Here is a 23,172-nt window from a genome sequence, read left to right as displayed (position 1 = left end):
ATCAATGATGTTAACTTTAAATAGCGTTAACTCAACAATAGAGACAACAGTGAAAAAACTGGCAATACCAATAAAAAATTATCTTAGTCGCTTTGTTAATAAGCAATTTAATCGTTGGCTAAAGCGTCGGATACCGCCTGCAAGAAAGCATAAATTATCAAATCATAATATTTTTATTATGCCAAGCCGCTTTGGTGTTGTTTATCTCTTTTTTGTGGTGTTGTTATTCCTGTTAGCAACCAACTATCAAAATAATGTCATCATGTTATTAAGCTACTTAATGGCGAGTGTGTTCATTACCACTATGATGCAGAGTTTTTTTAACTTATCGGGTCTGGCAATATCTGCAGATAAAACTGCCCTAGGGTATGCAAATCAAAATATACGCTTTGCTATTAATATATCTTCAGCTAATAAACGTCTTGCGATTAACTTTTGCTTTGATGACCAAGCTGTTCTTCATCTCCCTCAAAGTGAACCTGGCGAACAAACTGTTTATGTTTGCTGCTCCTATCCAAACCGAGGGGTCTATAATCCGGGTCGGTTGAAAGTGTCGAGTGAATATTCGTTAGGTTTGTTTACCACCTGGACAAGAATCGATTTTGACCAGCAATGTATTGTTTATCCTCAAGCCATGTCCTTAAGTTATCGACAAAGTGATTTTGGCGATGCAGAACAAGAAAATGTATTTTCACAAAGCAGTAAACCGGGGGTCGATGATTTTTTTGAACTTAAAGCCTATCTTCCGGGAGAGCCACTTTCTCGTCTTGCTTGGAAACAATTCGCGCGCGGTCAAGGTCGGTTAACTAAGCATTATCATCAACAACAAGGAACCAGGTGTTGGTTAAAGCTTAACGATATGCCCAATCACGGACTAGAGAAGCAACTTGCGTACTTGTGTTTTTTAGTCAGTGAATACCACCGCAGCGAGCAAGTATTTGGTTTAGATTTAGCAGCAGAAAAAATACAGCCTAGCCAAGGTGAACTTCATTTTAAACAATGTTTAATGGCGCTAGCCATTTATCCTAAGTCGCCCCGATGATAAATAATACAGTGGCAGGTGAAAAATTTAGCTTATTACCACAACATGCCTGGGTGTTGCTTGTTTGTCAGTGCCTAAATTTAGCCTTACTTGTCAATGAATTAACCCGCTGGATGTTGCTCATTATTGCTGTTTGTTTATGCTGGCGTGGCTTAACACTTATCAAGCCAGCAATAAAACCACAGCGACTCATTATCTTATTATTGGCTTGCTCTGGTTCTATTGCTATAGCACTAAGTGGTCGAGAATTAGGGGTCTTATTAAGCATGTTACATTTGCTTTGCTTTGCTTATGCTTTAAAAAGTTTAGAGTTAACTAGCCGCAAAGATTTTTATCAAATTGTCCTACTGGGTGTTTTTATACTGGCATCGGTGCTTATTTTCTCCCAATCTTTATTTTTGTCGCTTTTCGTCTTTTGCTTACTGGTGTTAAATTTAAGCCTGCTGTTAGCCTACTTTTCAGCGTCACTGAACATTAAAAATAATCTTTCTCAAAGTGCAATAACCGTGTTGAAGAGTATTCCGCTTGCTGTGGTTTTATTTATCGTTTTTCCTCGAGTTGCACCTTTTTGGCAAGTACCATCAGCAAAGTCTGCCCAAACCGGTTTAGCAGAAAGTGTTACACCGGGAGATATAGCCAATTTAGCCAGATCTTCAGCATTGGCCTTTCGAGTGAAATTTTTTACCGATATCCCGCAATACAATCAATTGTACTGGCGAGCAATGGTGATGGATGTTTTTGATGGGCGGACATGGCAACAGAGCAAAAATAGTTGGGCAAATATTGAGGAGCAGGCAAGTTCACTTAGCCTTAGCCGTGCGACATTAAGCGGAGCACAAACCCGTTATCAAGTCATGGTTGAGCCGAGTTATCAACGTTGGCTTTTTTCTTTAGCCGTGGTTGACCCTAAAAGTTTGACCCATAATCAAGTGACCATCAGGCCATTACCCAATTACACCATTATAAATAGTAAGCCTGTAAGTCAAACAATCAGTTATCAAATCAGTAGTTATACTCAATCATTACTTAATGCGCCGTTAAGTGACGATCAATGGCTAACAAGTTTACAACTACCCACCGACAGTAACCCTAAACTGAAAGCGCAAGGCCAACAACTTAAGTTAAACTACCCAGATGAAATTGAACGTGCACAAGCTATTTTGGATATGATTAGAGAACAAGACTTCTATTACACGCTAACGCCGCCTTTATTAAATGGCGCTAAATTAGGGCATGAATTAGACCAGTTTTTCTATCAAACTAAAAAAGGCTTTTGTGTTCATTATGCCAGTGTCTTTACTTTTATGATGAGAGCGTCTGGTGTTCCTGCTCGCTTGGTCACTGGCTATTTAGGTGGCGAGTATAATAAACAAAGTGGTCATCTTAGTATCTACCAATATGATGCCCATGCATGGGCTGAAATTTGGGTTAATGGCCAAGGTTGGGTAAGGGTAGATCCCACGGCGGCGGTTAACCCAGAACGAGTAGAAAGTGGGCTTTCACAAATGTTACAGCAAGATGCCCTATTCAATAACGACTTGCTAAATTTACATCGATACAAACACCTCGCTTGGATCAATAGTCTGCGCTTACAGCTAGATGCGCTAGATTATCAATGGACAAGATTGGTTTTAGGTTATTCATCAAAAAAACAATATGATTTACTTAAACAGTGGTTTGGTGATCTTCGGGCTTGGAAAATAGCGGCAGTTATTGGTGGATCATTAATGTTAATGATGGCTGTGTTGTGGTTAGTTAATTTAAAGAGGGGTAAAGATAAACCGCTGGTAAAATGGTTAGTTCAGTATCAGCAAATAATAACGCGATTAAAAGCTAAAGGCTTAATAAAGCCTGACACTATGCCCGCGAGTCAATTTTCAAGGTTAGTTATTGAACGATTCCCTATGTTATCGAAAAACTTCATTGGCTATACCCAATGCTTTGAGGCACTCATGTATCAAGCATTATCCCCTCAGCAAAAACAGCAGTGCTTAATCGAAATGAATCGCTACCAAAGACAATTAAAAAAACAATTAAAGCAGCTTAAAAAAACGTCAACGGGCAGCCATTAATTTACTTGATAAGTTGAACTTGCCATTTTACATTGTTTTAGTAGTTGGCTGAACTCGTTAATGCCGCGGTCAAAACTGTCAGCAGGTAAGAATAAATGGTAACCAAAAGCAGAAGATAATCGTTCACTTTGATGGAGAAATGCGGCAATGGGTCCTTTTACAGGCTCTCCGTTTGATAGAATAAAGGGCTCAAAATTCATTTGAGCTTGTTCCATTGTCATTAGCTGATGCAATACCCCATAAATAATTAATCCTTGTTGTTGATGGATTAACCTATTCGCTAATCTAACGGAAATGTTTTTTGCAATATTATCGATATGAACCAATCGTATACCGATATAAGGCAATGTTTCGCGTTCTACACCAACAACTTCAGCAACAATATTAATATTTTGTATATCTTGCCATGGTAATTGCCAGTGACCATAACGGTGATTAAAGGTTATTTTATCAGGCGTTAAATAGAGGCTAATGGCAGGTTCAAAAAGTTTAACAGCACCTAACAAAGTAATAACGAGGCAGAGAAGGATCATAAATATGTAGGCGAATCTATACGATTGCCAATAATGTTGGGCAAATAAAAGCGTAGTAAGTAAAAGTAGCACGCCAAAAATAACAAGAGAGATACCGTTATGTTTAGCGATAGGTTTAATTATTATGCTTGGGTGTTGTGCAGCTTTACCTGTCATTTAACCATCATTATTTTTTATTGATAATGTCAATATGCCTAATTATTTGTGCGGTTAACAGCGTATTTTTAAATATACTGTCTCCGATGCTCATTAATATATGTTTATGCCTGCTTGAGGGCATCATATTATCACCACAAATAACTATATTTATCTGTGGTGTCCTATTCACACTTAAAGGATATTAGTTTTTTTGTGAGCGCTTATCGTTAAACCATACCGCGGCTTTATAGACAACTAGGACAAATATAGTCCAAAAAATAGCATGATAAAATGCATGAAAAGAGCCTTCACCCAAACCGTGATCATCATGGGCGAATGCTTGCGCCGAAAAGAGGTAAATAAAACTGACAAGTAAGGTTATAAATTTCATGGTTAATCCTTTTTTTAATGTTTAATGTTTAATGTTTAATATTTAATTTTTGTTGTTTACTAGCTATAGATAATGAAGTCGTTATCGCAAACATTACATCTGCAACATGCCTTCTTTTTCGATAAAGGCTATGATCTCGGCCAAACCTTGTTGTGTTTTCATATTTGAGAAAACAAAGGGTTTATCACCGCGCATTTTTTTAGTATCTCTATCCATCACCTCAAGTGATGCGCCGACTAAATCAGCAACATCTATTTTATTAATAATTAATAAATCAGACTTAGTGATACCCGGACCTCCTTTACGTGGGATTTTATCTCCGGCTGAAACATCAATAACATAAAGGGTTAAATCGGAAAGTTCAGGGCTAAACGTTGCGCTTAAGTTGTCACCGCCACTTTCAATTAATACAAAGTCTAGAGTAGGGTGAAGCTCTTGTAGTTCGTCAATGGCTGCCAGGTTCATTGAGGCATCTTCGCGAATCGCCGTATGAGGACAGCCACCGGTTTCAACGCCGATAATTCTGTCTGCTGCGAGAGCGTCATTTTTAGTTAAAAATTCAGCATCTTCACGCGTATAAATATCGTTGGTGACCACTGCCATATCATATTGATTACGTAGCGCTAGACATAGCTGTCGTAATAATGCGGTTTTTCCTGAGCCTACCGGGCCGCCAACACCAATGCGTAAAACTTGTTTTATCATTTTTTATTTCTCTTTTTATTTTTATAAAGCATGTTATTAATCAACTTAATATATTAAGAACGAAAAAGTCGTGAATATTGTGTTTCATGCCAAGCACTTGCCATGGCTAAGTGCGGCAGACTGGCACCAATATCGTTATCTGAAATACCGTTTGATTTTTCAATAATTAATGGCGTCTGTTCAGTTAATTCAAATAGGAGGTTTTGTGCCTGAGTTTGCCCAAGAGGCACTAATTTTGTCGCTGCCGCGACTTGATTGTCGATGTATGTCCAGCAGTAACCACTTTGTGCTGAAATTAAATCTAACTTAAAGACATAAGCGCAAAGCGCAAAAGCACTAACAAAGCTAATTTCTTTAAGGGTTATTATTGTTTGATAAGCGGCTAAATTAAGGTTGTTTAGCTGTTTCAGTAATCTTATTAAGGCTTTGCCCATTGCTAAATCTGCCAATAATAATTCATGACTTTCTCGACAAGCAATTAAATGGGTATTCCAGTTGTTAAAGTCGTCAAAATTATTTATCGATAACGCGTTAAATAGCCGTTTTAAAATGGCTAAGTCGGTTTGTGCTATAGACTCCTCTAAATTAATCTTTATCCAACTTGCGGTCGTTTCTGATGATGTTAACCAACCCATTTCAACGCCATATTCTAATGCTTGTGAAAACGCAAAACCGCCCACGGGTAGGTTTGCGCTGCATAACTGTAATAACCGATTAAGCTTAATCGGCTCGGCGAGTGTTATTTCTGCTGGTACTAGTGACACAGGTTTCACTGCAGGTTTAGTGTGCATGGGCGTGGCCGTGGCTACCAACGCCATAAGCACCATTTTCAGGTTCAAATATTGTTGGGGTATGATCAATCGTTAAACCATATTTTTGTGCAAGTTCTTCTAATACGTGGTCGGGTTTAAAACGTACCCATAACTCGCCTATTTGCAGTGAGGTGTGGCGATTACCTAAGTGATAACAAACTTTACAAAAGGTTAACCAGTCAGTTGCAATGGCGGTTGATACAGGCTCCGCTTGACCTTTTATTTCAATGAATAATCCACAGTCAGTTTTTAGTACTTCACCGACTAATAATGGTTGTCCACGGGCCATAAAAATACCTATGTCTAAACCACCATCCGTTTTACCTTTAATACGTGCTTTTTTACGGGTGTCTTGATCTAACGTTATTGAGTCAGCTATATTATGGTGAGTATGGTCAAAACGCTGATGTGCTTGTAGCATGTAATTTCCTAATCTTTTAGTTTTATTGAATCACTTATTTCTTATTTAAAATAGGCAGTAAAGTTGTGCAAGTGGCAAGGTTACTGCAGGCTCACAGGTTAATAATTCGCCATTGGCACGTACTTCATATGTTTGAGCATCAACGTCTATTTTTGGCTGCCAACTATTATGAATCATGTCGTTTTTACCAATGTTTCGAGTGTTTTTACAGACACCAATCATCCGTGTCATGCCTATTTTTTCAGGGACATTAGCGTCAATAGATGCTTGTGACATAAAAGTCATTGAGGTTTTGGCTGATGCACTGCCATAGGCTGCAAACATTGGGCGGAAGTAGACAGGTTGCGGTGTTGGAATAGACGCGTTTGCATCGCCCATTGGCGCTGCTGCTATCATGCCGGATTTTAAAATTAGCGCCGGTTTTATACCAAAAAATGCCGGTTTCCATAGCACTAAATCAGCTAGTTTACCGACCTCAATAGAGCCAACCTCATGGCTAATGCCGTGGCTAATTGCAGGGTTTATAGTATATTTAGCGATATAGCGTTTTATACGAAAGTTATCATTTCGTTCAGTATCGGGAGCTAATGGCCCTCGTTGTTGTTTCATTTTATGTGCGGTTTGCCAAGTACGGGTGATCATTTCACCGACTCGTCCCATGGCTTGTGAATCAGAAGCGATCATACTAATAGCGCCTAAATCATGCATAATATCTTCGGCGGCAATACTTTCCTTGCGAATACGTGAATCAGCAAAAGCAATATCTTCAGGAATAGACGGGTCTAAATGATGGCAAACCATTAACATATCCAAATGTTCATCAATAGTATTAATGGTATAAGGGCGTGTTGGGTTGGTGGAAGACGGTAAAACATTAGCCTCACCACATGCTTTAATAATATCAGGTGAATGTCCACCACCAGCACCTTCAGTGTGATAGGTATGAATAGTGCGGCCTTTAAATGCTCCTAAGGTGTCCTCAACAAAACCAGACTCATTTAAGGTATCGGTATGAATCGCTATTTGAACATCGTAACGGTCGGCAACCGATAAACAATTATCAATTGCCGCGGGGGTTGTTCCCCAATCTTCATGAAGCTTTAAACCACAAACACCCGCTTCAATTTGCTCTTCTAGGGCAAGTGGTAAACTTGCATTACCTTTGCCTAAGAAACCAAAATTCATTGGGAAATCATTTGTTGCTTGCAACATTTTATGAATATACCAAGGACCTGGTGTGCAAGTCGTCGCCTTAGTACCTGTTGCTGGGCCTGTACCTCCACCAATCATAGTCGTAACACCCGACATGAGTGCTTCATCTATTTGTTGTGGACAAATAAAATGTATATGGGCGTCGATACCGCCTGCGGTCAGTATTTGTCCTTCGCCGGCTATAACCTCGGTGCCGGGACCCACTTCAATATCGATATTGTCTTGAATATCAGGATTGCCTGCTTTACCTATAATAGCGATACGACCTTCTTTAATACCAACATCAGCTTTAATAATTCCCCAGTGATCAAGAATAACGGCGTTGGTAATCACTAAATCAACGGTTTCAAAGCATGATGCTTGGCTTTGTCCCATGCCATCTCTAATGACCTTTCCCCCACCAAACTTTACTTCTTCACCGTATTGTGTGAAGTCTTTTTCAACCTCTAACCATAAATCTGTGTCGGCTAAACGAACTCGGTCACCGACTGTTGGTCCAAACATATGTGCGTAGGCGTTTTTATCAATACTGGCCATGATTATAAGTTTCCTTGTATTTCACCGCGAAAACCAAAGATCCTGCGTTTGCCTTGAAAGGCAACCAGGCTTACTTGGCGTTCTTGCCCAGGTTCAAAACGAACGGCGGTACCTGAGGTGATATCTAAACGATAACCTTTGGCGTGTTCTCGATTAAAATGCAAGGCAGGGTTTACTTCAAAAAAATGATAATGAGAGCCAACTTGAATGGGTCTATCGCCTGAATTAGCCACGGTAATTTTCAATCGTTCACGGCCTACGTTGAGTTCGTGTTCGCCTTGGTCTGTTTTTATTTCACCTGGGATCATTTTTGCTTCTCTTGTGTTTAATGTCTAACTAGGTCTTATGTAACCTTCTGTAGAGGTTTAGTTAAATGATAGGATTATGAACGGTGACAAGTTTGGTGCCATCAGGAAATGTAGCTTCTACTTGTACATCAGGAATTAATTCTGCAACTCCTTCCATGACTTGATCACGGGTTAACAACGTGCGGCCATAATCCATCATTTGAGCGACAGTTTTACCATCTCTGGCCCCTTCAATAATCTCCATTGAAATATAAGCCATAGCTTCAGGATAATTTAATTTCACACCACGCTTTAAGCGTCGCTCTGCTAATAATGCGGCAGTAAAGAGCAATAATTTATCTTTCTCTCTTGGTAGTAAGTCCATGCTGTTGCACCTTTGTTTGTTTATTTAATAGTAAGGGGTCATTAAGTGTCTGATCAGGTATGCCAAATACGCGGAATGTTTGCTGGTTTTTCTAGGTATACCGGTCTGATTTTTTGCCATAATTTAATAAAAAGTGCTTTGCATTCTTCACTATGTTCACCTAAATAACGTATCACTAATAACTGGCGTATTTGGCTAATACTCACTTTTTCTTCGGCGTTTTCTTCAACCATACAGTCACGTAATTGCGCTACGAGTGCTTTATGGTCAGCATCGCTAAGTAGACCTGCTGGGGCATAAGCTAAAAAAGTGGCAAAAACACTGTGGCTATTTAAACCTGCGATGTGTTGATGTACTCCATTGCTAGGTTTTATCGAAATTCTATCGTGATAAATTAAAGTGTTTTCACAATAAATACGGTTTAATTGGCTATAACTGCCATATTTAAAGGGTTGATTTGAAAGGGGTAAGCCCAAACAGGTAATATCCCAACCTAAATAAGCGCTATCACTTTTAAAGTGAACATCAACAGTATTAAATCCATCAGCCCCCTCATAAACGATCGTTTCTAAGGGGAAATTTTCACACTTCGCCTGATGGTTAAGAATAATGTCAAGGTGTTGAACTTGTTTGGGATCACCAATTGTTAGGTTTGTTCGAGCGCGATAAAAGCGGTTAGCACCAGGCGTAGTTATTAAACTGTGGGCTTGTCTGTTGAGTTTAATGTTAATGTTTAATTCATCACCTGACACTATGCCTGCTGGCGGGTGTAACAAATAAATATGTGCGCAATCGACTCCTTCAGGGTAGAAAGCTTTTTGCACGCTTAAAGGTCCATTGCGTTGAGTACGGGTAAGTTGAGTGCCAGTCGATGTAAAACTAAACTCTAAAGATAAGCTGGCAAACCATGCATTTTTAGGTACAGGGTTAATGGGTAAACTATTGATGGCTGGCTTAGCTGTCATGGTTATATGGGCTACTTTTTATTCTAACTTTCGCTGAAAGTAGAAGGGGATGCATGGCTAAAGTTGTTTTGCACAAACTACGCCAAATAATAAAAGTTAATTATTTCAGTGTTATAACGAGATTGATTGGTTAAAAAAATAATGTCATCTAAGTCTGGCTTTTTTTTGTTAAGTTATTGTTTTTACTTTTTTTATTACGCTGGTGTCAAAGACAATGTCAGTATGATTTTACGGTTTTATTGTCTTTAGAAGACAAAGGTTTAGCTGTGAATTAAATTAAACACTTATCACGGTGGCTAGTTCACCAATAGAATCATGGAGGGTATTGCACCGCTATGGTGCTTGCGCTTTAAAATGGAGCGATTAATTGAGTATTAAAAATAAACAGTGTGTTAGTGATTGTTTAAGTTATTGTATTTGAATGTTAAATTTTCATATTATATGGTCTGTAATGTGCATAGACGTTAATGAGTTAAATTTTACTATACATCAACAGACGAATTTAAAGGATAATATGGACGCTATACTTGTTATTATTGCAGTCTCGTTAGCACTCGCTAGCGTTATCAATATAGTGTTAACCAAGTTCTCAATATCGCACATTATTGGTTACATTATTACCGGCACCATAGTAAGCAATGTTTTTGATTTCAATGGTAGTGACAATATTCATTCCCTTGAGCTTATTGGTGAATTTGGTATTGTTTTTCTTATGTTTACGATTGGCTTGGAAATGTCTTTTTCGAAGCTAGGTAAAATGAAGGAATTGATATTTTTTAATGGTTTTATCCAAGTTACCTTTAGCGCTATTGTTATTTTTATACTTGCATTTTATTTCTTTAATATTGAACCGATCCCCTCATTAATTATTGCGCTTTCATTTAGTTTATCTTCAACAGCTATCGTATTACCTTACCTGAAAAAATCAAAAGATATAGTGACACCCTACGGTAAAAAATCAGTTGCTATACTGGTTTTTCAAGACTTAGCCGTTATCCCTATTTTACTCTTAATGGGTTTTCTCTCAAATAATGAATTGTCTCTAACCGATGTGCTGCTAAAAACTTTTTTGTATGCCAGTGGTATTATTATTTTTATGTTCACGATAGGTAAAAAAATAATTGCTTGGTTACTGCATTTTTCATCGAATGCGCTAATGGAAGAACTGTTTTTAATATCGGTATTTACTATCGTATTGGGGGCATCAATTATTGCTCATAACCTCGGCTTTACTTATTCTTTAGGCGCTTTCATTGCGGGGATGATTATTGCTGAAACTAAATTTCACATGAAAGTTGAATCCGATATATCTTCATATAAAGATCTTTTTTTAGGTGTTTTTTTCTTTTCTATTGGCACAAAAATAGACGTTGAGTATTTTATAACTCATCTTCATTGGGTTGCGAGTGTACTCGTCCTTGTTATGATAATAAAAGCGACGATTATTTATTTTTTGATGAGAAAAAAATCGAATAAAAGCGAATCAATTAAATCTGCTGTTGCCTTATGCCAAGTAGGGGAGTTTTCTTTTGTGATTTTTGCTATGGCAATAAGTCAAAACCTTATAGCAAAAGATTTAGCGAGTTTTCTGATATTAGTTACCGTTTTATCTATGATATTAACCCCCTTTATGGTCAGTAATATTTATAAATTAGCCGCACTTTTTGTTGTTGAATTTTTTGAAGCCGATAAAATAACCACGGTAAAGGTGACTAATCACACCATTGTTTGTGGTTTTGCTATTTTAGGTCGTATTGTAGCGAAAGAACTGACAAGTAATGGCATCAACTTTTTAATTATTTCTGATAATTTACAACATGTATTATTGGCAAGAAAGCGTGGCTATAACGCTTATTTTGGCCACCTAGATAAAACGCCCGTTCTTGAATCATTAAAAGTAGAGCAAACAACTAGTATCATTATTACGGTCAACACATTAAAGAACAAACAAATAATTTGCCAAGCCGTACTTGATTACTATCCTAAGGCAAACTTAGTCGTTAAAGTGAATTCACTTGAAGAAAAAAAGGCACTCGCGGGGATTAATATTAACGTTTTTGTTCATGCTCATCATGAAACTGCGGTGCTATTAGTCAAAGAGAGTATGGTTTAAATTTAAGTCTATTACCTGAGTAACAATAATTTTTTAGCTTGATTAGGGCTGTAATAATTCTATTGGCAAAAGTTTTCATCACTAAAACCTATCTAAAACCGGTAGAAGATATAATAATATTATTTTAGTCCGCTTTATATTTATTATAACTTTACTTCCATATAGATATTTATCAATAAAAGTTAGCCAATAGACCTTGAATAAGTTATTGATTATTTGATCTAATATTTAGTTAATGTGAATATAGGGTCTATACTTGGGCAGAGATAATATCCGACAATTAATTAATGGGTTAAGCTAGCCTCGATGTCTTAGAGATAGTCAGGTCATTGCTGAAATTGCCGTGGGGTCTGCTAAAGGATTGTAAACACAATAATATGACTAATATTAAAACGCTACAACAGAAAATTAAACGTCGTAACTCATTAGCGATAGCGTTAATTGCTGTGTTAATTAGCCTGTCATTTTTAAGTTTGATGCTATTATTTAATCAACAAGCCAAAGATGCTGAAACGATTAATCTTGCTGGCGGCCAAAGAATGTTGTCACAAAAAATAGCTTATCTAGCCATTCAGCATTATCACAATATAACTACGGCTGAAATTGATGAGAAGGTGACAAAAAATCTCTTCGATACGGTCAAATTATTTACGACTAACCAGCAACTTTTAACTATGATGGTGGTTAACGAATCTAATAGCATGCCTAGTGAATTATACTCATGGTATTTTAACGCGCCGACTGAGCTTAATAAACGGGTCAACCACTTCGCTAAAAGTGCTATCGCGCTTAGTCTGACTCAAAACAAAAAGAATGCTGAGGCGATAGTTAAAGAAAAATTCAATCTTGAGTCTAATAATAATTTACTGATTTCTTTAGATTTAGTCGTTTCCAAAATAGAGCAACACACTGATCAGCGTATCGTTAACATAGAGCGACTCGAAGCGTTTTTATGGCTGTTCTCCATGGCCTTATTATTTGCGATCAGCTTCTTTATTTTTAGGCCGCTGCAACGACTCATTAGCAATTATCATCATGAACTTTCACTTTCTAAACAAAAAAGTGTCGAGTTAATGCTGGCGATAAATAAGCACGCGATTGTTTATCGAGTTGGTGTCGATGAAAAGGGTACCTTAACGGAAGTCAATCAACGTTTTCTTGATTTTTATCGTTACCGAGAAGAAGAGATCCTTGGTCACAGTGTTGTTGAAATCTGCGGTGAAAGTTATACCCAAGATGATTATAAAAATATATTTCTAACAGCTATCGCTAAAGAATATTGGCATGGCGAATCCATTAATAAAATTAAAGGTGGCCGAGAGCTATGGTTAAGTACCACTATAGTGCCACTGATTAACAATGATAATAAGGCCGAATCTTTTATTGTTATTCAGAACGATATTAGTGGTATTAAGCAAACTGAAATGGCTCTTAATAAACTCCATAAAATAACCTCGGATATAGACAAAAGCTTAGTTGATAAAATTCAAAACATTTTAGAGCTTGGAAAACAAATATTTAATTTACCGCTTGCGTTGATCAGTGAAATTCATCAGCAAGAATATCGAGTTGCCTATTGTCATACTCCGAACAATGAAATTAATCCTGGAGATATTTTTGAATTAGGCAATACCTATTGTTTTCATACCTTACATGCAAACCAGCCTATTTCTTTTTACCATGCTGGTGAAAGTAAAATAAAAGATCACCCGTGTTATCAAGCTTTTGGTTTAGAAAGCTATATTGGTGTGCCACTGACTGTTGATGGCAAACTGTTTGGCACATTAAATTTTTCTGGCCCTGAGGCAGCGGCAAGCCCATTTACCACAAGGGAATTAGACCTAATTCAATTATTTTCTCATTGGATAAGTGCAGAGTTAACACGTGTTAAACATAAAAATAGATTGTTAGGGCAACAATCTTTAATGGAAGAAATGGCACAGCAAGCTCGCATTGGTGTCTGGGAAGTTGACCTAATTAACAACAATGTTTACTGGTCAAAAATGACTAAAGTCATTCATGAAGTGCCCAATGACTATCAACCCGAACTATCTCAGGCAATTAATTTTTATAAAGAAGGAGAAAGTAGAGAAAAAGTACAAGCGTTAATTGCCAAGTGTATGAAAGACGGTAGAACTTACGAGGAAGATATGGAGTTGGTCACCGCCAAAGGCAAAGAAATTTGGGTATCTGCTCGTGGTCGTTCTGAGTTTATCGATGGAAAATGCGTGCGTTTGTATGGCTCATTTCAAGATATTACTGATAAAAAGATAAGCCAACAGCGTATTAGCCAACACAACCAACGAATGAGATTAGCAACAGACTCTGCCGGCATCGGTGTGTGGGAACTTAACTTGCTTAGCAATGAATTAAAGTGGGACGATTGGATGTTTAAGCTTTATGGTGTTGACCGTCAACTCTCTTTAAGTGCGCAAGACGTTTGGGACAAAGGGGTACACCCTGAAGATATCGAGAAGGCCGGTCGTGAATTCATTAATGCAATTGAACTACACGGTCAGTACGATACACAATTTCGAATTATATGGCCAAATGGCGAAACAAAGTATATCAAAGCAGCAGCGATTATCAGTTACGACAGTAATAAAAAACCGATATCAATGATAGGTGTGAACTATGACGTTAGCGCAATCGTTGAGAATGAAATCGCGCTTATTAAAGCGAAAGAGCAAGCAGAAGTGGCGGTAACCGCTAAAAATGAATTTTTTGCCAGTATGAGCCACGAAATACGAACACCAATGAATGGTGTTATTGGTATGCTTGATTTAGTTAAAGACTCTGTGCTGAGCCAAGAACAAAATCACCGAATCGGTATTGCCCAGCAAAGTGCTCACTCGCTTTTAGCATTAATTAACGACGTTTTAGATTTTTCCAAAATAGACGCCAATAAGTTAGAACTTGAAAATGTTAGTTTTAACTTACGAGATATGGTTGGTGACTTAGCCGAATCTTTTGCGCAACAAGCTCAGCACAAAGGCTTAGAGTTAATCGTTGATCTTGTTGATGTTGAAGAGTCGCTGGTGGTTGGCGATTCTAATCGACTTCGCCAAATATTGACCAATTTATTAGCTAATGCCATTAAGTTTACCAAACAAGGCGAGGTGGTTATTCGTCTATGTCAGCAAAATCACTCGACAACGCATTGGCGAATTATTGCTGAAATATCTGATACTGGTATCGGTATACCAAAAGATAAGCAGCAAGGATTGTTTGAAGTGTTTAGCCAAGTTGATGCTTCAACAACACGAGAATATGGCGGCACAGGGCTTGGTCTTGCTATCGTTAAAAAGCTTTGCTTATGTATGCAAGGCAGTGTCGATGTTGATAGTAACCCAGGTGAAGGTAGTACTTTTAGCTGTGATTTATTGTTAGAAAAATCAGCGGATTCTTTATTGTCTCAACCTGTCAAAGCTTTGCAAGGCAAACGTGTGCTGGTGATAGAGCAAAATCAATCCTGCGCTAACGTCATTAAACGCCAATTAAACTGTTGGCATGTAGATGCTGATATCATAACGACCTTACAACCTGCGCTGACGGCTCTTAATAAGCAAACAGAAAATGACTACTATGATTTGTTAATAATTAATCAACAACTTGCCGACTTAGATGCTTTAGCTTTTGTTAAAACAGTGCGCTTGAATCCTGTGCATAAAAATCTAAAAATAATGTTTATGACGCTAATGAGCATTCAGCATAATTTAGCCGATAGCACGGCAAGTGGTATTGATGGTTTTTTTCCTAAACCGGTAATTACCACCGATTTACAACGAGCATTAAACACTTTATTAGCTGAATCTGAAAAACAGCTCATCAGTGAAGTGACCACGGCTAAATTAACACGTTTATCTGATGAGGATACTAGCTGGACAAAAAAGGTTAAATTACTACTGGTAGAAGATAATCGAGTTAATCAAATGGTTGCTCTGGCGGTGTTAAAAAAAATAGGAATAACCCAATGTGTTATTGCCATTAACGGTAAGGATGCCATTGAAAAGCTTAAAGCAAGTGATGAGAGCCAGCCATTTACTTTTATTTTTATGGACTGTCAAATGCCTGAAATGGATGGTTACCAAGCGACAGCCTCGATTAGGCAAGGTAATGCAGGAGCTCGTTACTTAAGTATTCCTATCGTTGCTATGACGGCCAATGCGATGGTTGGAGATGAAGAGAAATGCTTGTCTGCAGGGATGGATGATTATTTGGTTAAACCGATCAACAAAGAACAAGTAAAAGAGGCAATCAAAATATTTCAATTAAAATAGCCGCCAGTCATAAAAAGCCAAACCGATATTGAGCTTAAGAAACCACAAAAAGCGCGTAAAAAAATAGCCGCCTTAATAGGGCGGCTTGGTCATAATATTAACGTTTATTAGACAGCTCTGTGGTGTTATCACAGCAAAAGTGATTGTTTTAAAAATATGTTTCAGTGGTTTTATTGTGAATATCATTGATACCTTTTTGAATATCATCAATAAATTCATGTAACTCACTTTGTGTCAACATAGCTGGTTTGGCCTGTTTAAGCTTTGCTTTAAGAGACTTAACTAAACGGATCGCTGCTTCGCTATTCGGTAAGGGTGCCAAACAAAACTCAGCTTGTTGTAAGGCATGACTTAATGAGCGAGGAAATTTTTCTTCTTGCAGTAAAAATCGTAAAACATCTTTACGATTTATTCTTAAACGCATATGCCGACGATACATTTGATAGGCGGTGAGTGTCTTTAATACGCTCATCCATTGAAGGTTATCAAAGGTTGCTTGCTCATTTTCGATATTGAGTAATAACGAGGCAGAGCGTACATCGATAATGCGTGTGGTCATATCTGCACGCTCAAGGTTACGACCCAAGCGTAAAAAATCATAGCCTTCATCATGTGTCATAGTGCCAGCTAATAAACCGGTAATTGCCTGATTAGCTAAAATTATCTTGTTCAAATAACCATAACGATAACGTCTATTTAACGCTTCTTCTTTATTTTCTTTAGCAAATAAATACAAGGCATTAATTTGTTCCCAAGCCTCACGTGGAATGATTTCGCGTATGGTTCGAGCATTTTCACGCGCGGCATGTAAAGCACTACTAATCGAACTAGGGTTGTCAACATCACCTATAATGAAGTTAACCACGTTTGCTTCACTAGCAATATCGTAACTTTGATAAAACTCTTCACGCTCTGAGATAATATCAACAATAGGCTCCCAGCCCAGTTTAATATGTTTGGGTAAATCAAGCAGTAAATTAGCATTAACATTAACCAAACGAGCCGTGTTTTCTACACGCTCAAGATAACGCCCCAACCAAAAAATATTATTTGCAACACGAGATAACATACTTATTCTCCCTCCATATCAACAATCCAAGTATCTTTACTACCACCACCTTGTGATGAGTTAACCACAATTGAACCTTTTGTTAAGGCAACGCGGGTTAAACCGCCAGTAGTGACCGAAATGTTTTTACCACTTAAAATAAAGGGGCGTAAATCAAGGTGTCTTGGCTCTACTTCAGTACCTACCATAGTCGGTGCTGTTGATAACATAAGCATAGGTTGAGCAATATAATTACGTGGGTCGGCAATGATCAGTTTTTTAAAGGCTTCATGCTCTTCAGGTTTAGCATGAGGGCCGATTAACATGCCATATCCACCGGATTCATTGGCGGGTTTTACCACCATATCGGCAATGTTATCTAAGACGAATTGTCTGTCGTCTTCATTAATACATTTGTAGGTAGGCACATTGTTCAAGATGGGTTTTTCTTTGAGATAATATTCAATTATTTCTGGAACAAAAGCGTAAACGACTTTGTCATCCGCCACGCCAGCACCGGGAGCATTCGCTAAAGCGACTTTACCTGCTTTCCAGGCGCGCATAATACCGGGAACACCTAACGTAGAATCGGGATCAAATACTTCGGGATCTAAAAAGGCGTCATCAATTCGACGATACACAACATCAACACGTGTTAATCCTTCAATAGTACGCATAAAAACTTCATCGTTTTCATCGACGACTAAATCGTTACCTTCAACAAGTTCTGCACCCATCTGTTGAGCAAGATAAGCATGTTCGAAATAAGCAGAGTTGTAAATACCTGGGGTTAATACGACGATTTCTGGCTCTGGTATGTCGCGTGGCGACAATTCTGCGAGCATGTCATATAGATCTGAAGTGTAATCATCAACAGGTGAAATGCTGTATTTTTCAAACATCTCTGGGAATACACGTTTCATTACATGGCGATTTTCTAGCATGTATGAAACACCTGATGGCACACGAAGGTTGTCTTCTAATACGTAAACCTTACCGTCATTGTCTCTAACGAGATCTGAGCCGCAAATATGCGCCCAAATGCCTAGTGGCGGTGTAAAACCACGACATTGCGGTAAAAAGTTTTTTGATTTTTCTAATAAATGAGCGGGAAATATACCGTCTTTAATAATATTTTGTTCATTATAAAGGTCATTAATAAATAGATTTAATGCTTTAACCCTTTGCTTTAGACCAATTTCTATACCTTGCCATTCTTTTTTATCAATAAGGCGTGGAATAACATCAAATGGCCAAGCTCTATCAATAGATCCTTCTTCATCGTTGTATATTCTAAAGCTGATCCCCATTGTATGGATGGCTGAATCAGCGGCTGCTTTTACTTCGGTAATATCTTTAAGCGTTAAGTCACTTAAGTAGCGGCAGAGATCATCGGCAAAGTACCTAGGTTTATCAGTGTCTTCAATTAATTCATCATGTAAATTCGTAACATTATAATTGTCCCAACGAATAGTCATTTAGCACCTTTTCTTTAGTTGATGCTGTTAGTAAGCAGTATTGTCTACTAACAGAATCAAATTATTGAATTTTATGTAAAACTTTCATATTTAATGGTTTCATGAACAAAGCGTAATTTATCTAAGGCCGTGATTGAAATTACAAAAGGGTAAGCATCATCAAGACCCATACTACGGTTAATTGAATTGAGAGCGACGGTTAGCCGACACCAATCATTAAAGAGTTGGGTAAAGCTGATGGCGGTGTAATCTTTATCGACATGAGCGTTTTTTACCAGTGGGTTTAAAACTTGGTGACCTGAAATACTTAGATCAACATTACTGGCTGTTTCTAAGGTATCGACCATATGTAGGTAATGTGCCCATGTCTCAGCCCAATCTTCCCAAGGGTGCATACTGGCATAAGCACTGATCCAAACATTTTGCCAATTAGCTGCTGGGCCATTGAGATAATAATTATCCATTGCTTGCTTATAGCTAATATTCTCATCACCAAATAGTTGTCTAAATTCGATAACGCGATCAGAGTTTTTAATTAAGCGATCCCAATAATAATGTCCAGATTCATGCCTGAAATGCCCAATAAGCGTCCGGTAACTCTCATTCATCTTTTCGCGCATTTCCATTCTTGCGCTCGGCAGTGCTTCATTTAAATTAAGAGTAATTAACCCGGAATTGTGGCCGGTAAGTACATAGTTTTTAATGGTGAGCTCATTACCATATTCGTCTTCAAGCTCATCTTCTAAAAACGCAAACCCCAGACCACTTTTAGCATCTGTATGGCGATCCACTACCGGTAGACTCAATTTAAACAGAGTATAAAGTAGCCGACGTTTCGCTTGCTCCATGTTGAACCACAAGCCAATGTTTTCTTCATCATTTAGGTTTGGAATGGTGGTGTTTAAACGACATGATGGACAAAGTTCATTGTGATCCTCAATTGGCACCATCCAATTACATACGCTGTATTGCCAATAATTTTTACATTGTCGATACAAACGACCGTTGTTTGCTTGGTACAATCCTAATTTTTGACTTTGATTATGCGGTGTTAACGCACTTAACTTTAAATCATCAGGTAAAAATCCAAGCATTACACCACAGGCAACGCACTGGCTATTTGCGAAGTGTAAAATTTTGCCACATTGACAAGTAAATGTTTTCAATAGTAATTCCAGAAGAATGTGAAAGAGGTCATCAAATAAAAAATTTTATTAAATTAATCATACACAATATTCATTGTAAAGTTAGCTTTTTATCTTGTTTTTGAATGATAGAAAACGTCTAAGCCATAGGCTAGTAAGCATTCTTGTGATTATGTATACAAACCAACGACTGCTCATTTTGTCGTTGGTTTGAAGGCAGAAAACCGTACATATTCTTATCATTACTTTAAAGTTATGCGGTATTTCAGTGCATTGACCTGTATTGAGTGAACGCAGAGAATGTTGTGGTCGTGAAGACTGAAATATCGGCTGTCACGACCCTAAATTATCGAGATTAAACGTGGAGATCACCCTTTACCTTGGGTGCGATTTCGATTGGATTTAGCGCTAGCATTTTTCTCAATAAACTTTTTCTCAATAAACTTGAAGATCATGGTGGCAACATCCTTTTCAGTCGCCGCTTCAATACCGGCTAAACCCGGCGAAGAATTAACTTCCATGACAACAGGGCCACGTTCGGCGCGCAGTAAATCAACACCACAAACGTTTAGCCCCATAATGTTTGCTGCCGATACGGCCGTTGCTCTTTCTTCTGGGGTAAGCTTAACGAGTACCGCTGAACCACCGCGGTGTAAATTTGATCTAAATTCACCCTCGGCGCCTTGACGCTTCATTGCGGCAACAACACGGTCTCCAACGACAAAACATCGAATATCAGCACCACCGGCTTCTTTGATAAACTCTTGAATTAAGATATCAGCATTTAAACCCATAAATGCTTCAACAATCGCTTCTGCTGATTTAGTTGTTTCAGCAAGTACGACTCCAATACCTTGTGTACCCTCAAGTAACTTAATCACGCAAGGTGCGCCACCAACGTTCTTAATTAAATCTTTTACGTTATCAGGACGATTAGCAAAGCCGGTTCTTGGTAAGCCGATGCCTTTTCTTGACAGAAGTTGCATAGAGCGTAACTTGTCTCTAGAGCGACTAATTGCTACAGATTCATTGACACTAAAAGCACCGGTCATTTCAAATTGACGGACCACCGCGGTGCCATAGAAAGAAATTGATGCGCCAATACGCGGTATAATAGCGTCGTACTGTGGCAGCTCCTTACCTTTATAGCGCACAACAGATCTATCACTAGTGATATCCATATAACAATGCAGTGTATCGATAACGTCAACTTGGTGACCCAGCGCTTCACCCGCTTCTTTTAAACGGCGAGTCGAGTACAACTTCTTGTTTCTAGATAAGATGGCTATTTTCATGTTTGATTTCCTGTTTTTATAAAGAACAATAGTCTATAGACTAGACTGTTTACTAAATAGTCACAAAAAATAAAAGTTTTTTTGACAAAGGTGGTAAATAAGCTCAATTTTATTGTGCATAGTCAATATGACCATTTTAAATTTCATCTGATAAGTAAAGCATATATTGTAGAGCGATGATAAAGCACCGTCTTCTTTTGGGGTAGCCTTATAAAACAACCAATTCAATGGCTTGTGTTGAATTGGCCGCGAGCCTTTAATGATAGGTATATAGCCGATATGACATCACAATAAATTTTAAAATCAGCGACGGTTAACGCGGCTGATTTAATGGCTATATCAAAGCGTTTAGGAACACTTGAAATCAGAAGAGTTGCTGACATTATTACCATGCACGCTAGCCCTTTCGTTGATATTAATGAATTATTAGCTGTTGATTGTGTAATGAAATCAGAGGACGGGGTCAAGTCTAAGTCATGGCGTAACCCTTAATAAAAAGCCTGTTTAATCTTTGTTAAACAGGCTTTTTACTTATCATATTGAGTGATGCTATTTATTGCAGACTCACCATAAATAACATGGCATTATTTTCCGCTAAAACATCACTTCTTCTGCGCTGCTGACGGTTTCGGTGATTGGTTTGCGTTGGTTCATTCTCAAGGCTAAATACAAATCAGAATGCACATAAATTCCTTCGTGACCTGATTTAATCTCTGCTTTTTCAAACCACGCCAACAACTGTCTTTTTCTGCCAGCAAGCTCAAGGCGAACCCCGCGCTTTCTAAAAATAACCTCTAAATCTGATAGCATCGCCATCACACTTAAGTCTAAATGAGTAAAACACGGCACCGCATCAATAATTACACACTCAATGTCATCTTTTTGTCTGGCATATTGTTCTAACAATCGGCGTTTAAAGAAACTAGAATTAAAGTAAGTTAAGGGTGAATTAAAACGATAAATAAAAATACCGTCCACCGCTTTTGCCTTATCACTGGCATCTAAACTTCGTACTACACCGTTGATATCAACACCGAGTATATGGTCGGTGGGGCGCATTACCGTCCTAATAAATTGGAATAAACCTAGTAATACAGCAAGGGTAATACCGGGAATAACACCAATAAATAACACCGCCAATAAAGTGGTTAAGGTTAAGTAAAATGCTTGTCGGTCTTTTAGTCTGAGTTTCCAGACCATTTTTAGATCTAGTAAGTGTACAGAAGCAATAATCAAGACAACCCCCAAGGCGGCACTGGGAATAAATTCAAGGGGTGCAGTAAAGAAAATAGCAATAATTGCAATAATGGCTGCGGCTATAATAGAGACTAATTGGGTTTTTCCGCCATTGGCATCATTGACAGCGGTGCGAGAAGAGGCGCCACTGACGGCAAACCCTTGTGATAGAGCCGACGCTAAATTAGCAATACCTAAGGCCATAAATTCTTTGTCTGCATCAACATCATAGCCATTTTTTGCGGCAAAGCTGCGAGCGGTGAGCATCATACTAACAAAACTTATTATCGCTAAGTTAAGTGCTGGCATAACAAGCTCACGAATAACACCGACATTAAATTCAGGTGTTTGAAATAAGGGTAAGCCCCCCTCGACAACGCCAATGGTTTTTATACCAAACTGCTCTAATTTAAAAAGCCATACTAAGGCTGCACCGAACGTAATGGCAAACATTGATGCCGGCCAATTGGGCTTTAGGCGTTTCATACCAAAATAAATAGCCAGGGTGAGTAAGGCGATAGTTAATGTTGGGAAATGTGTTTGTGCTAAGTAATCAGGGACTCCGCCCAAACGTTCAAGCAGATACCTTTCATCAAAAGTAAAACCAAATATTTTAGAAAATTGACCAACAATAACTGTTATAGCAACACCATTTAACAGTCCCATTAAAATAGGTTTAGACAAGAAGTCAGCCAATACACCAAGCTTAAAGCGACTGGCCAGAATGCACCAAAAACCGGTCATCGCTGTCATGGTAATTACTAATTGCCAATGCTTAGTACTGTCGCCGGCGGCTAAAGGGGTGATCAGTGCCGCAATAACTGCACAAGTTGCCGCATCAGGACCGACAATTAACTGCTTAGAGGTCCCAAATAATGCATATACCATCATAGGTAATACACAGGAGTACAAACCTACAACAGCATTCACTCCGGTGAGTTGTGCATAAGCTATAGCAACCGGTAAAGCAACAGCTGCAACCGATAATGCCGCTTTAACATCATCAGCAAACCAACTTCTTTCATAGTTAAATAAGGTGTTTAAACCTGGCATAAAATCATACAAACGTGACAACAC

The 23,172-nt window shown here is 38.3% G+C and carries 19 protein-coding genes; 5 read left to right on the top strand and 14 right to left on the bottom strand.

Annotation, left to right across the window (positions count from 1 at the left end; all coding sequences use genetic code 11):
- Positions 1-4: 4 nt before the first annotated feature.
- Together A3Q34_RS02910 and A3Q34_RS02905 are read left to right on the top strand one after the other, a co-directional pair.
- Positions 5-1,042, top strand: a complete 1,038-nt coding sequence (locus A3Q34_RS02910; RefSeq protein ID WP_083277879.1) for a DUF58 domain-containing protein — start codon at positions 5-7, stop codon at positions 1,040-1,042.
- Positions 1,039-3,114, top strand: coding sequence for a transglutaminase family protein (locus A3Q34_RS02905; protein WP_070373980.1), 2,076 nt, complete (start codon positions 1,039-1,041; stop codon positions 3,112-3,114). Before A3Q34_RS02910 ends, A3Q34_RS02905 begins: the two co-directional genes overlap by 4 nt.
- Here the strand turns inward: A3Q34_RS02905 and A3Q34_RS02900 are convergent.
- The 9 genes from A3Q34_RS02900 to A3Q34_RS02860 all read right to left on the bottom strand — a co-directional run bounded on the left by A3Q34_RS02900 (position 3,111) and on the right by A3Q34_RS02860 (position 9,500).
- Positions 3,111-3,803 (bottom strand): DUF2982 domain-containing protein, encoded by a 693-nt coding sequence (locus A3Q34_RS02900; RefSeq protein WP_070373979.1) that lies wholly within the window; start codon positions 3,801-3,803, stop codon positions 3,111-3,113. The two genes, A3Q34_RS02905 and A3Q34_RS02900, sit on opposite strands and share 4 nt — an antisense overlap.
- Before the next feature lie 184 nt (positions 3,804-3,987).
- Entirely contained in the window at positions 3,988-4,176 is a 189-nt protein-coding gene (locus tag A3Q34_RS02895) for a hypothetical protein (protein ID WP_070373978.1), read from the bottom strand.
- Positions 4,177-4,269: 93 nt separating this feature from the next.
- Positions 4,270-4,881, bottom strand: a complete 612-nt coding sequence (gene ureG / locus A3Q34_RS02890) for an urease accessory protein UreG (protein WP_070373977.1) — start codon at positions 4,879-4,881, stop codon at positions 4,270-4,272.
- A 53-nt stretch (positions 4,882-4,934) separates the two neighbouring features.
- Positions 4,935-5,672 carry an urease accessory protein UreF gene (locus A3Q34_RS02885; RefSeq protein ID WP_070373976.1) on the bottom strand — a complete coding sequence of 246 codons (738 nt, stop codon included), beginning with the start codon at positions 5,670-5,672 and terminating at the stop codon, positions 4,935-4,937.
- Positions 5,662-6,114 (bottom strand): urease accessory protein UreE, encoded by a 453-nt coding sequence (locus tag A3Q34_RS02880; RefSeq protein WP_070373975.1) that lies wholly within the window; start codon positions 6,112-6,114, stop codon positions 5,662-5,664. The genes A3Q34_RS02885 and A3Q34_RS02880 overlap by 11 nt, the downstream gene beginning before the upstream one ends.
- Before the next feature lie 45 nt (positions 6,115-6,159).
- Complete coding sequence (gene ureC, locus A3Q34_RS02875; RefSeq protein WP_070373974.1) at positions 6,160-7,863, bottom strand: urease subunit alpha; 1,704 nt, start codon at positions 7,861-7,863, stop codon at positions 6,160-6,162.
- A 2-nt stretch (positions 7,864-7,865) separates the two neighbouring features.
- On the bottom strand, positions 7,866-8,171 hold the full coding sequence (locus A3Q34_RS02870; RefSeq protein WP_070373973.1) for an urease subunit beta: 306 nt from the start codon (positions 8,169-8,171) through the stop codon (positions 7,866-7,868).
- A gap of 61 nt (positions 8,172-8,232) precedes the next feature.
- Entirely contained in the window at positions 8,233-8,535 is a 303-nt protein-coding gene (locus A3Q34_RS02865) for an urease subunit gamma (RefSeq protein ID WP_070373972.1), read from the bottom strand.
- Positions 8,536-8,588: 53 nt separating this feature from the next.
- A complete protein-coding gene (locus A3Q34_RS02860; protein ID WP_070373971.1) occupies positions 8,589-9,500 on the bottom strand; it encodes an urease accessory protein UreD in 912 nt (303 codons plus the stop codon).
- Positions 9,501-10,014: 514 nt separating this feature from the next.
- Here A3Q34_RS02860 and A3Q34_RS02855 point away from each other — a divergent pair.
- Together A3Q34_RS02855 and A3Q34_RS02850 are read left to right on the top strand one after the other, a co-directional pair.
- Positions 10,015-11,613, top strand: a complete 1,599-nt coding sequence (locus A3Q34_RS02855; protein WP_070373970.1) for a cation:proton antiporter domain-containing protein — start codon at positions 10,015-10,017, stop codon at positions 11,611-11,613.
- Between the two features lie 377 nt (positions 11,614-11,990).
- The gene (locus tag A3Q34_RS02850) at positions 11,991-15,893 is read left to right on the top strand and encodes a response regulator (RefSeq protein WP_070373969.1); all 3,903 of its coding nucleotides are present in this window, start codon (positions 11,991-11,993) and stop codon (positions 15,891-15,893) included.
- 148 nt (positions 15,894-16,041) lie between these two features.
- Here the strand turns inward: A3Q34_RS02850 and A3Q34_RS02845 are convergent, their stop codons facing one another.
- The 4 genes from A3Q34_RS02845 to rimK all read right to left on the bottom strand — a co-directional run bounded on the left by A3Q34_RS02845 (position 16,042) and on the right by rimK (position 20,859).
- Positions 16,042-16,962 (bottom strand): alpha-E domain-containing protein, encoded by a 921-nt coding sequence (locus A3Q34_RS02845; RefSeq protein WP_070373968.1) that lies wholly within the window; start codon positions 16,960-16,962, stop codon positions 16,042-16,044.
- A gap of 2 nt (positions 16,963-16,964) precedes the next feature.
- Positions 16,965-18,419, bottom strand: a complete 1,455-nt coding sequence (locus A3Q34_RS02840; protein ID WP_070373967.1) for a circularly permuted type 2 ATP-grasp protein — start codon at positions 18,417-18,419, stop codon at positions 16,965-16,967.
- 71 nt (positions 18,420-18,490) lie between these two features.
- On the bottom strand, positions 18,491-19,585 hold the full coding sequence (locus tag A3Q34_RS02835) for a zinc-binding metallopeptidase family protein (protein ID WP_070373966.1): 1,095 nt from the start codon (positions 19,583-19,585) through the stop codon (positions 18,491-18,493).
- Between the two features lie 347 nt (positions 19,586-19,932).
- The gene (gene rimK, locus A3Q34_RS02830; RefSeq protein WP_070373965.1) at positions 19,933-20,859 is read right to left on the bottom strand and encodes a 30S ribosomal protein S6--L-glutamate ligase; all 927 of its coding nucleotides are present in this window, start codon (positions 20,857-20,859) and stop codon (positions 19,933-19,935) included.
- Between the two features lie 330 nt (positions 20,860-21,189).
- Here rimK and A3Q34_RS20335 point away from each other — a divergent pair, with 330 nt between their 5' ends.
- On the top strand, positions 21,190-21,351 hold the full coding sequence (locus A3Q34_RS20335) for a hypothetical protein (RefSeq protein WP_157470768.1): 162 nt from the start codon (positions 21,190-21,192) through the stop codon (positions 21,349-21,351).
- Between the two features lie 102 nt (positions 21,352-21,453).
- On the opposite strand, the gene A3Q34_RS02825 is transcribed toward A3Q34_RS20335, so the two are convergent.
- Positions 21,454-23,172, bottom strand: coding sequence for a SulP family inorganic anion transporter (locus tag A3Q34_RS02825; protein ID WP_197517644.1), 1,719 nt, complete (start codon positions 23,170-23,172; stop codon positions 21,454-21,456).

This window comes from Colwellia sp. PAMC 20917 (assembly GCF_001767295.1).
GTDB lineage: Bacteria > Pseudomonadota > Gammaproteobacteria > Enterobacterales > Alteromonadaceae > Colwellia_A.
Note: the sequence above shows the minus strand (reverse complement) of the source record. Positions and strands in the feature narration are given on the sequence as shown.

Coding starts and splice junctions, on each gene's coding strand:
- A3Q34_RS02910 (WP_083277879.1), top strand. CDS start 5: ATGATGTTAACTTTAAATAGCGTTAACTCAACAATAGAGACAACAGTG.
- A3Q34_RS02905 (WP_070373980.1), top strand. CDS start 1,039: ATGATAAATAATACAGTGGCAGGTGAAAAATTTAGCTTATTACCACAA.
- A3Q34_RS02900 (WP_070373979.1), bottom strand. CDS start 3,803: ATGACAGGTAAAGCTGCACAACACCCAAGCATAATAATTAAACCTATC.
- A3Q34_RS02895 (WP_070373978.1), bottom strand. CDS start 4,176: ATGAAATTTATAACCTTACTTGTCAGTTTTATTTACCTCTTTTCGGCG.
- ureG (WP_070373977.1), bottom strand. CDS start 4,881: ATGATAAAACAAGTTTTACGCATTGGTGTTGGCGGCCCGGTAGGCTCA.
- A3Q34_RS02885 (WP_070373976.1), bottom strand. CDS start 5,672: ATGCACACTAAACCTGCAGTGAAACCTGTGTCACTAGTACCAGCAGAA.
- A3Q34_RS02880 (WP_070373975.1), bottom strand. CDS start 6,114: ATGCTACAAGCACATCAGCGTTTTGACCATACTCACCATAATATAGCT.
- ureC (WP_070373974.1), bottom strand. CDS start 7,863: ATGGCCAGTATTGATAAAAACGCCTACGCACATATGTTTGGACCAACA.
- A3Q34_RS02870 (WP_070373973.1), bottom strand. CDS start 8,171: ATGATCCCAGGTGAAATAAAAACAGACCAAGGCGAACACGAACTCAAC.
- A3Q34_RS02865 (WP_070373972.1), bottom strand. CDS start 8,535: ATGGACTTACTACCAAGAGAGAAAGATAAATTATTGCTCTTTACTGCC.
- A3Q34_RS02860 (WP_070373971.1), bottom strand. CDS start 9,500: ATGACAGCTAAGCCAGCCATCAATAGTTTACCCATTAACCCTGTACCT.
- A3Q34_RS02855 (WP_070373970.1), top strand. CDS start 10,015: ATGGACGCTATACTTGTTATTATTGCAGTCTCGTTAGCACTCGCTAGC.
- A3Q34_RS02850 (WP_070373969.1), top strand. CDS start 11,991: ATGACTAATATTAAAACGCTACAACAGAAAATTAAACGTCGTAACTCA.
- A3Q34_RS02845 (WP_070373968.1), bottom strand. CDS start 16,962: ATGTTATCTCGTGTTGCAAATAATATTTTTTGGTTGGGGCGTTATCTT.
- A3Q34_RS02840 (WP_070373967.1), bottom strand. CDS start 18,419: ATGACTATTCGTTGGGACAATTATAATGTTACGAATTTACATGATGAA.
- rimK (WP_070373965.1), bottom strand. CDS start 20,859: ATGAAAATAGCCATCTTATCTAGAAACAAGAAGTTGTACTCGACTCGC.
- A3Q34_RS20335 (WP_157470768.1), top strand. CDS start 21,190: ATGGCTATATCAAAGCGTTTAGGAACACTTGAAATCAGAAGAGTTGCT.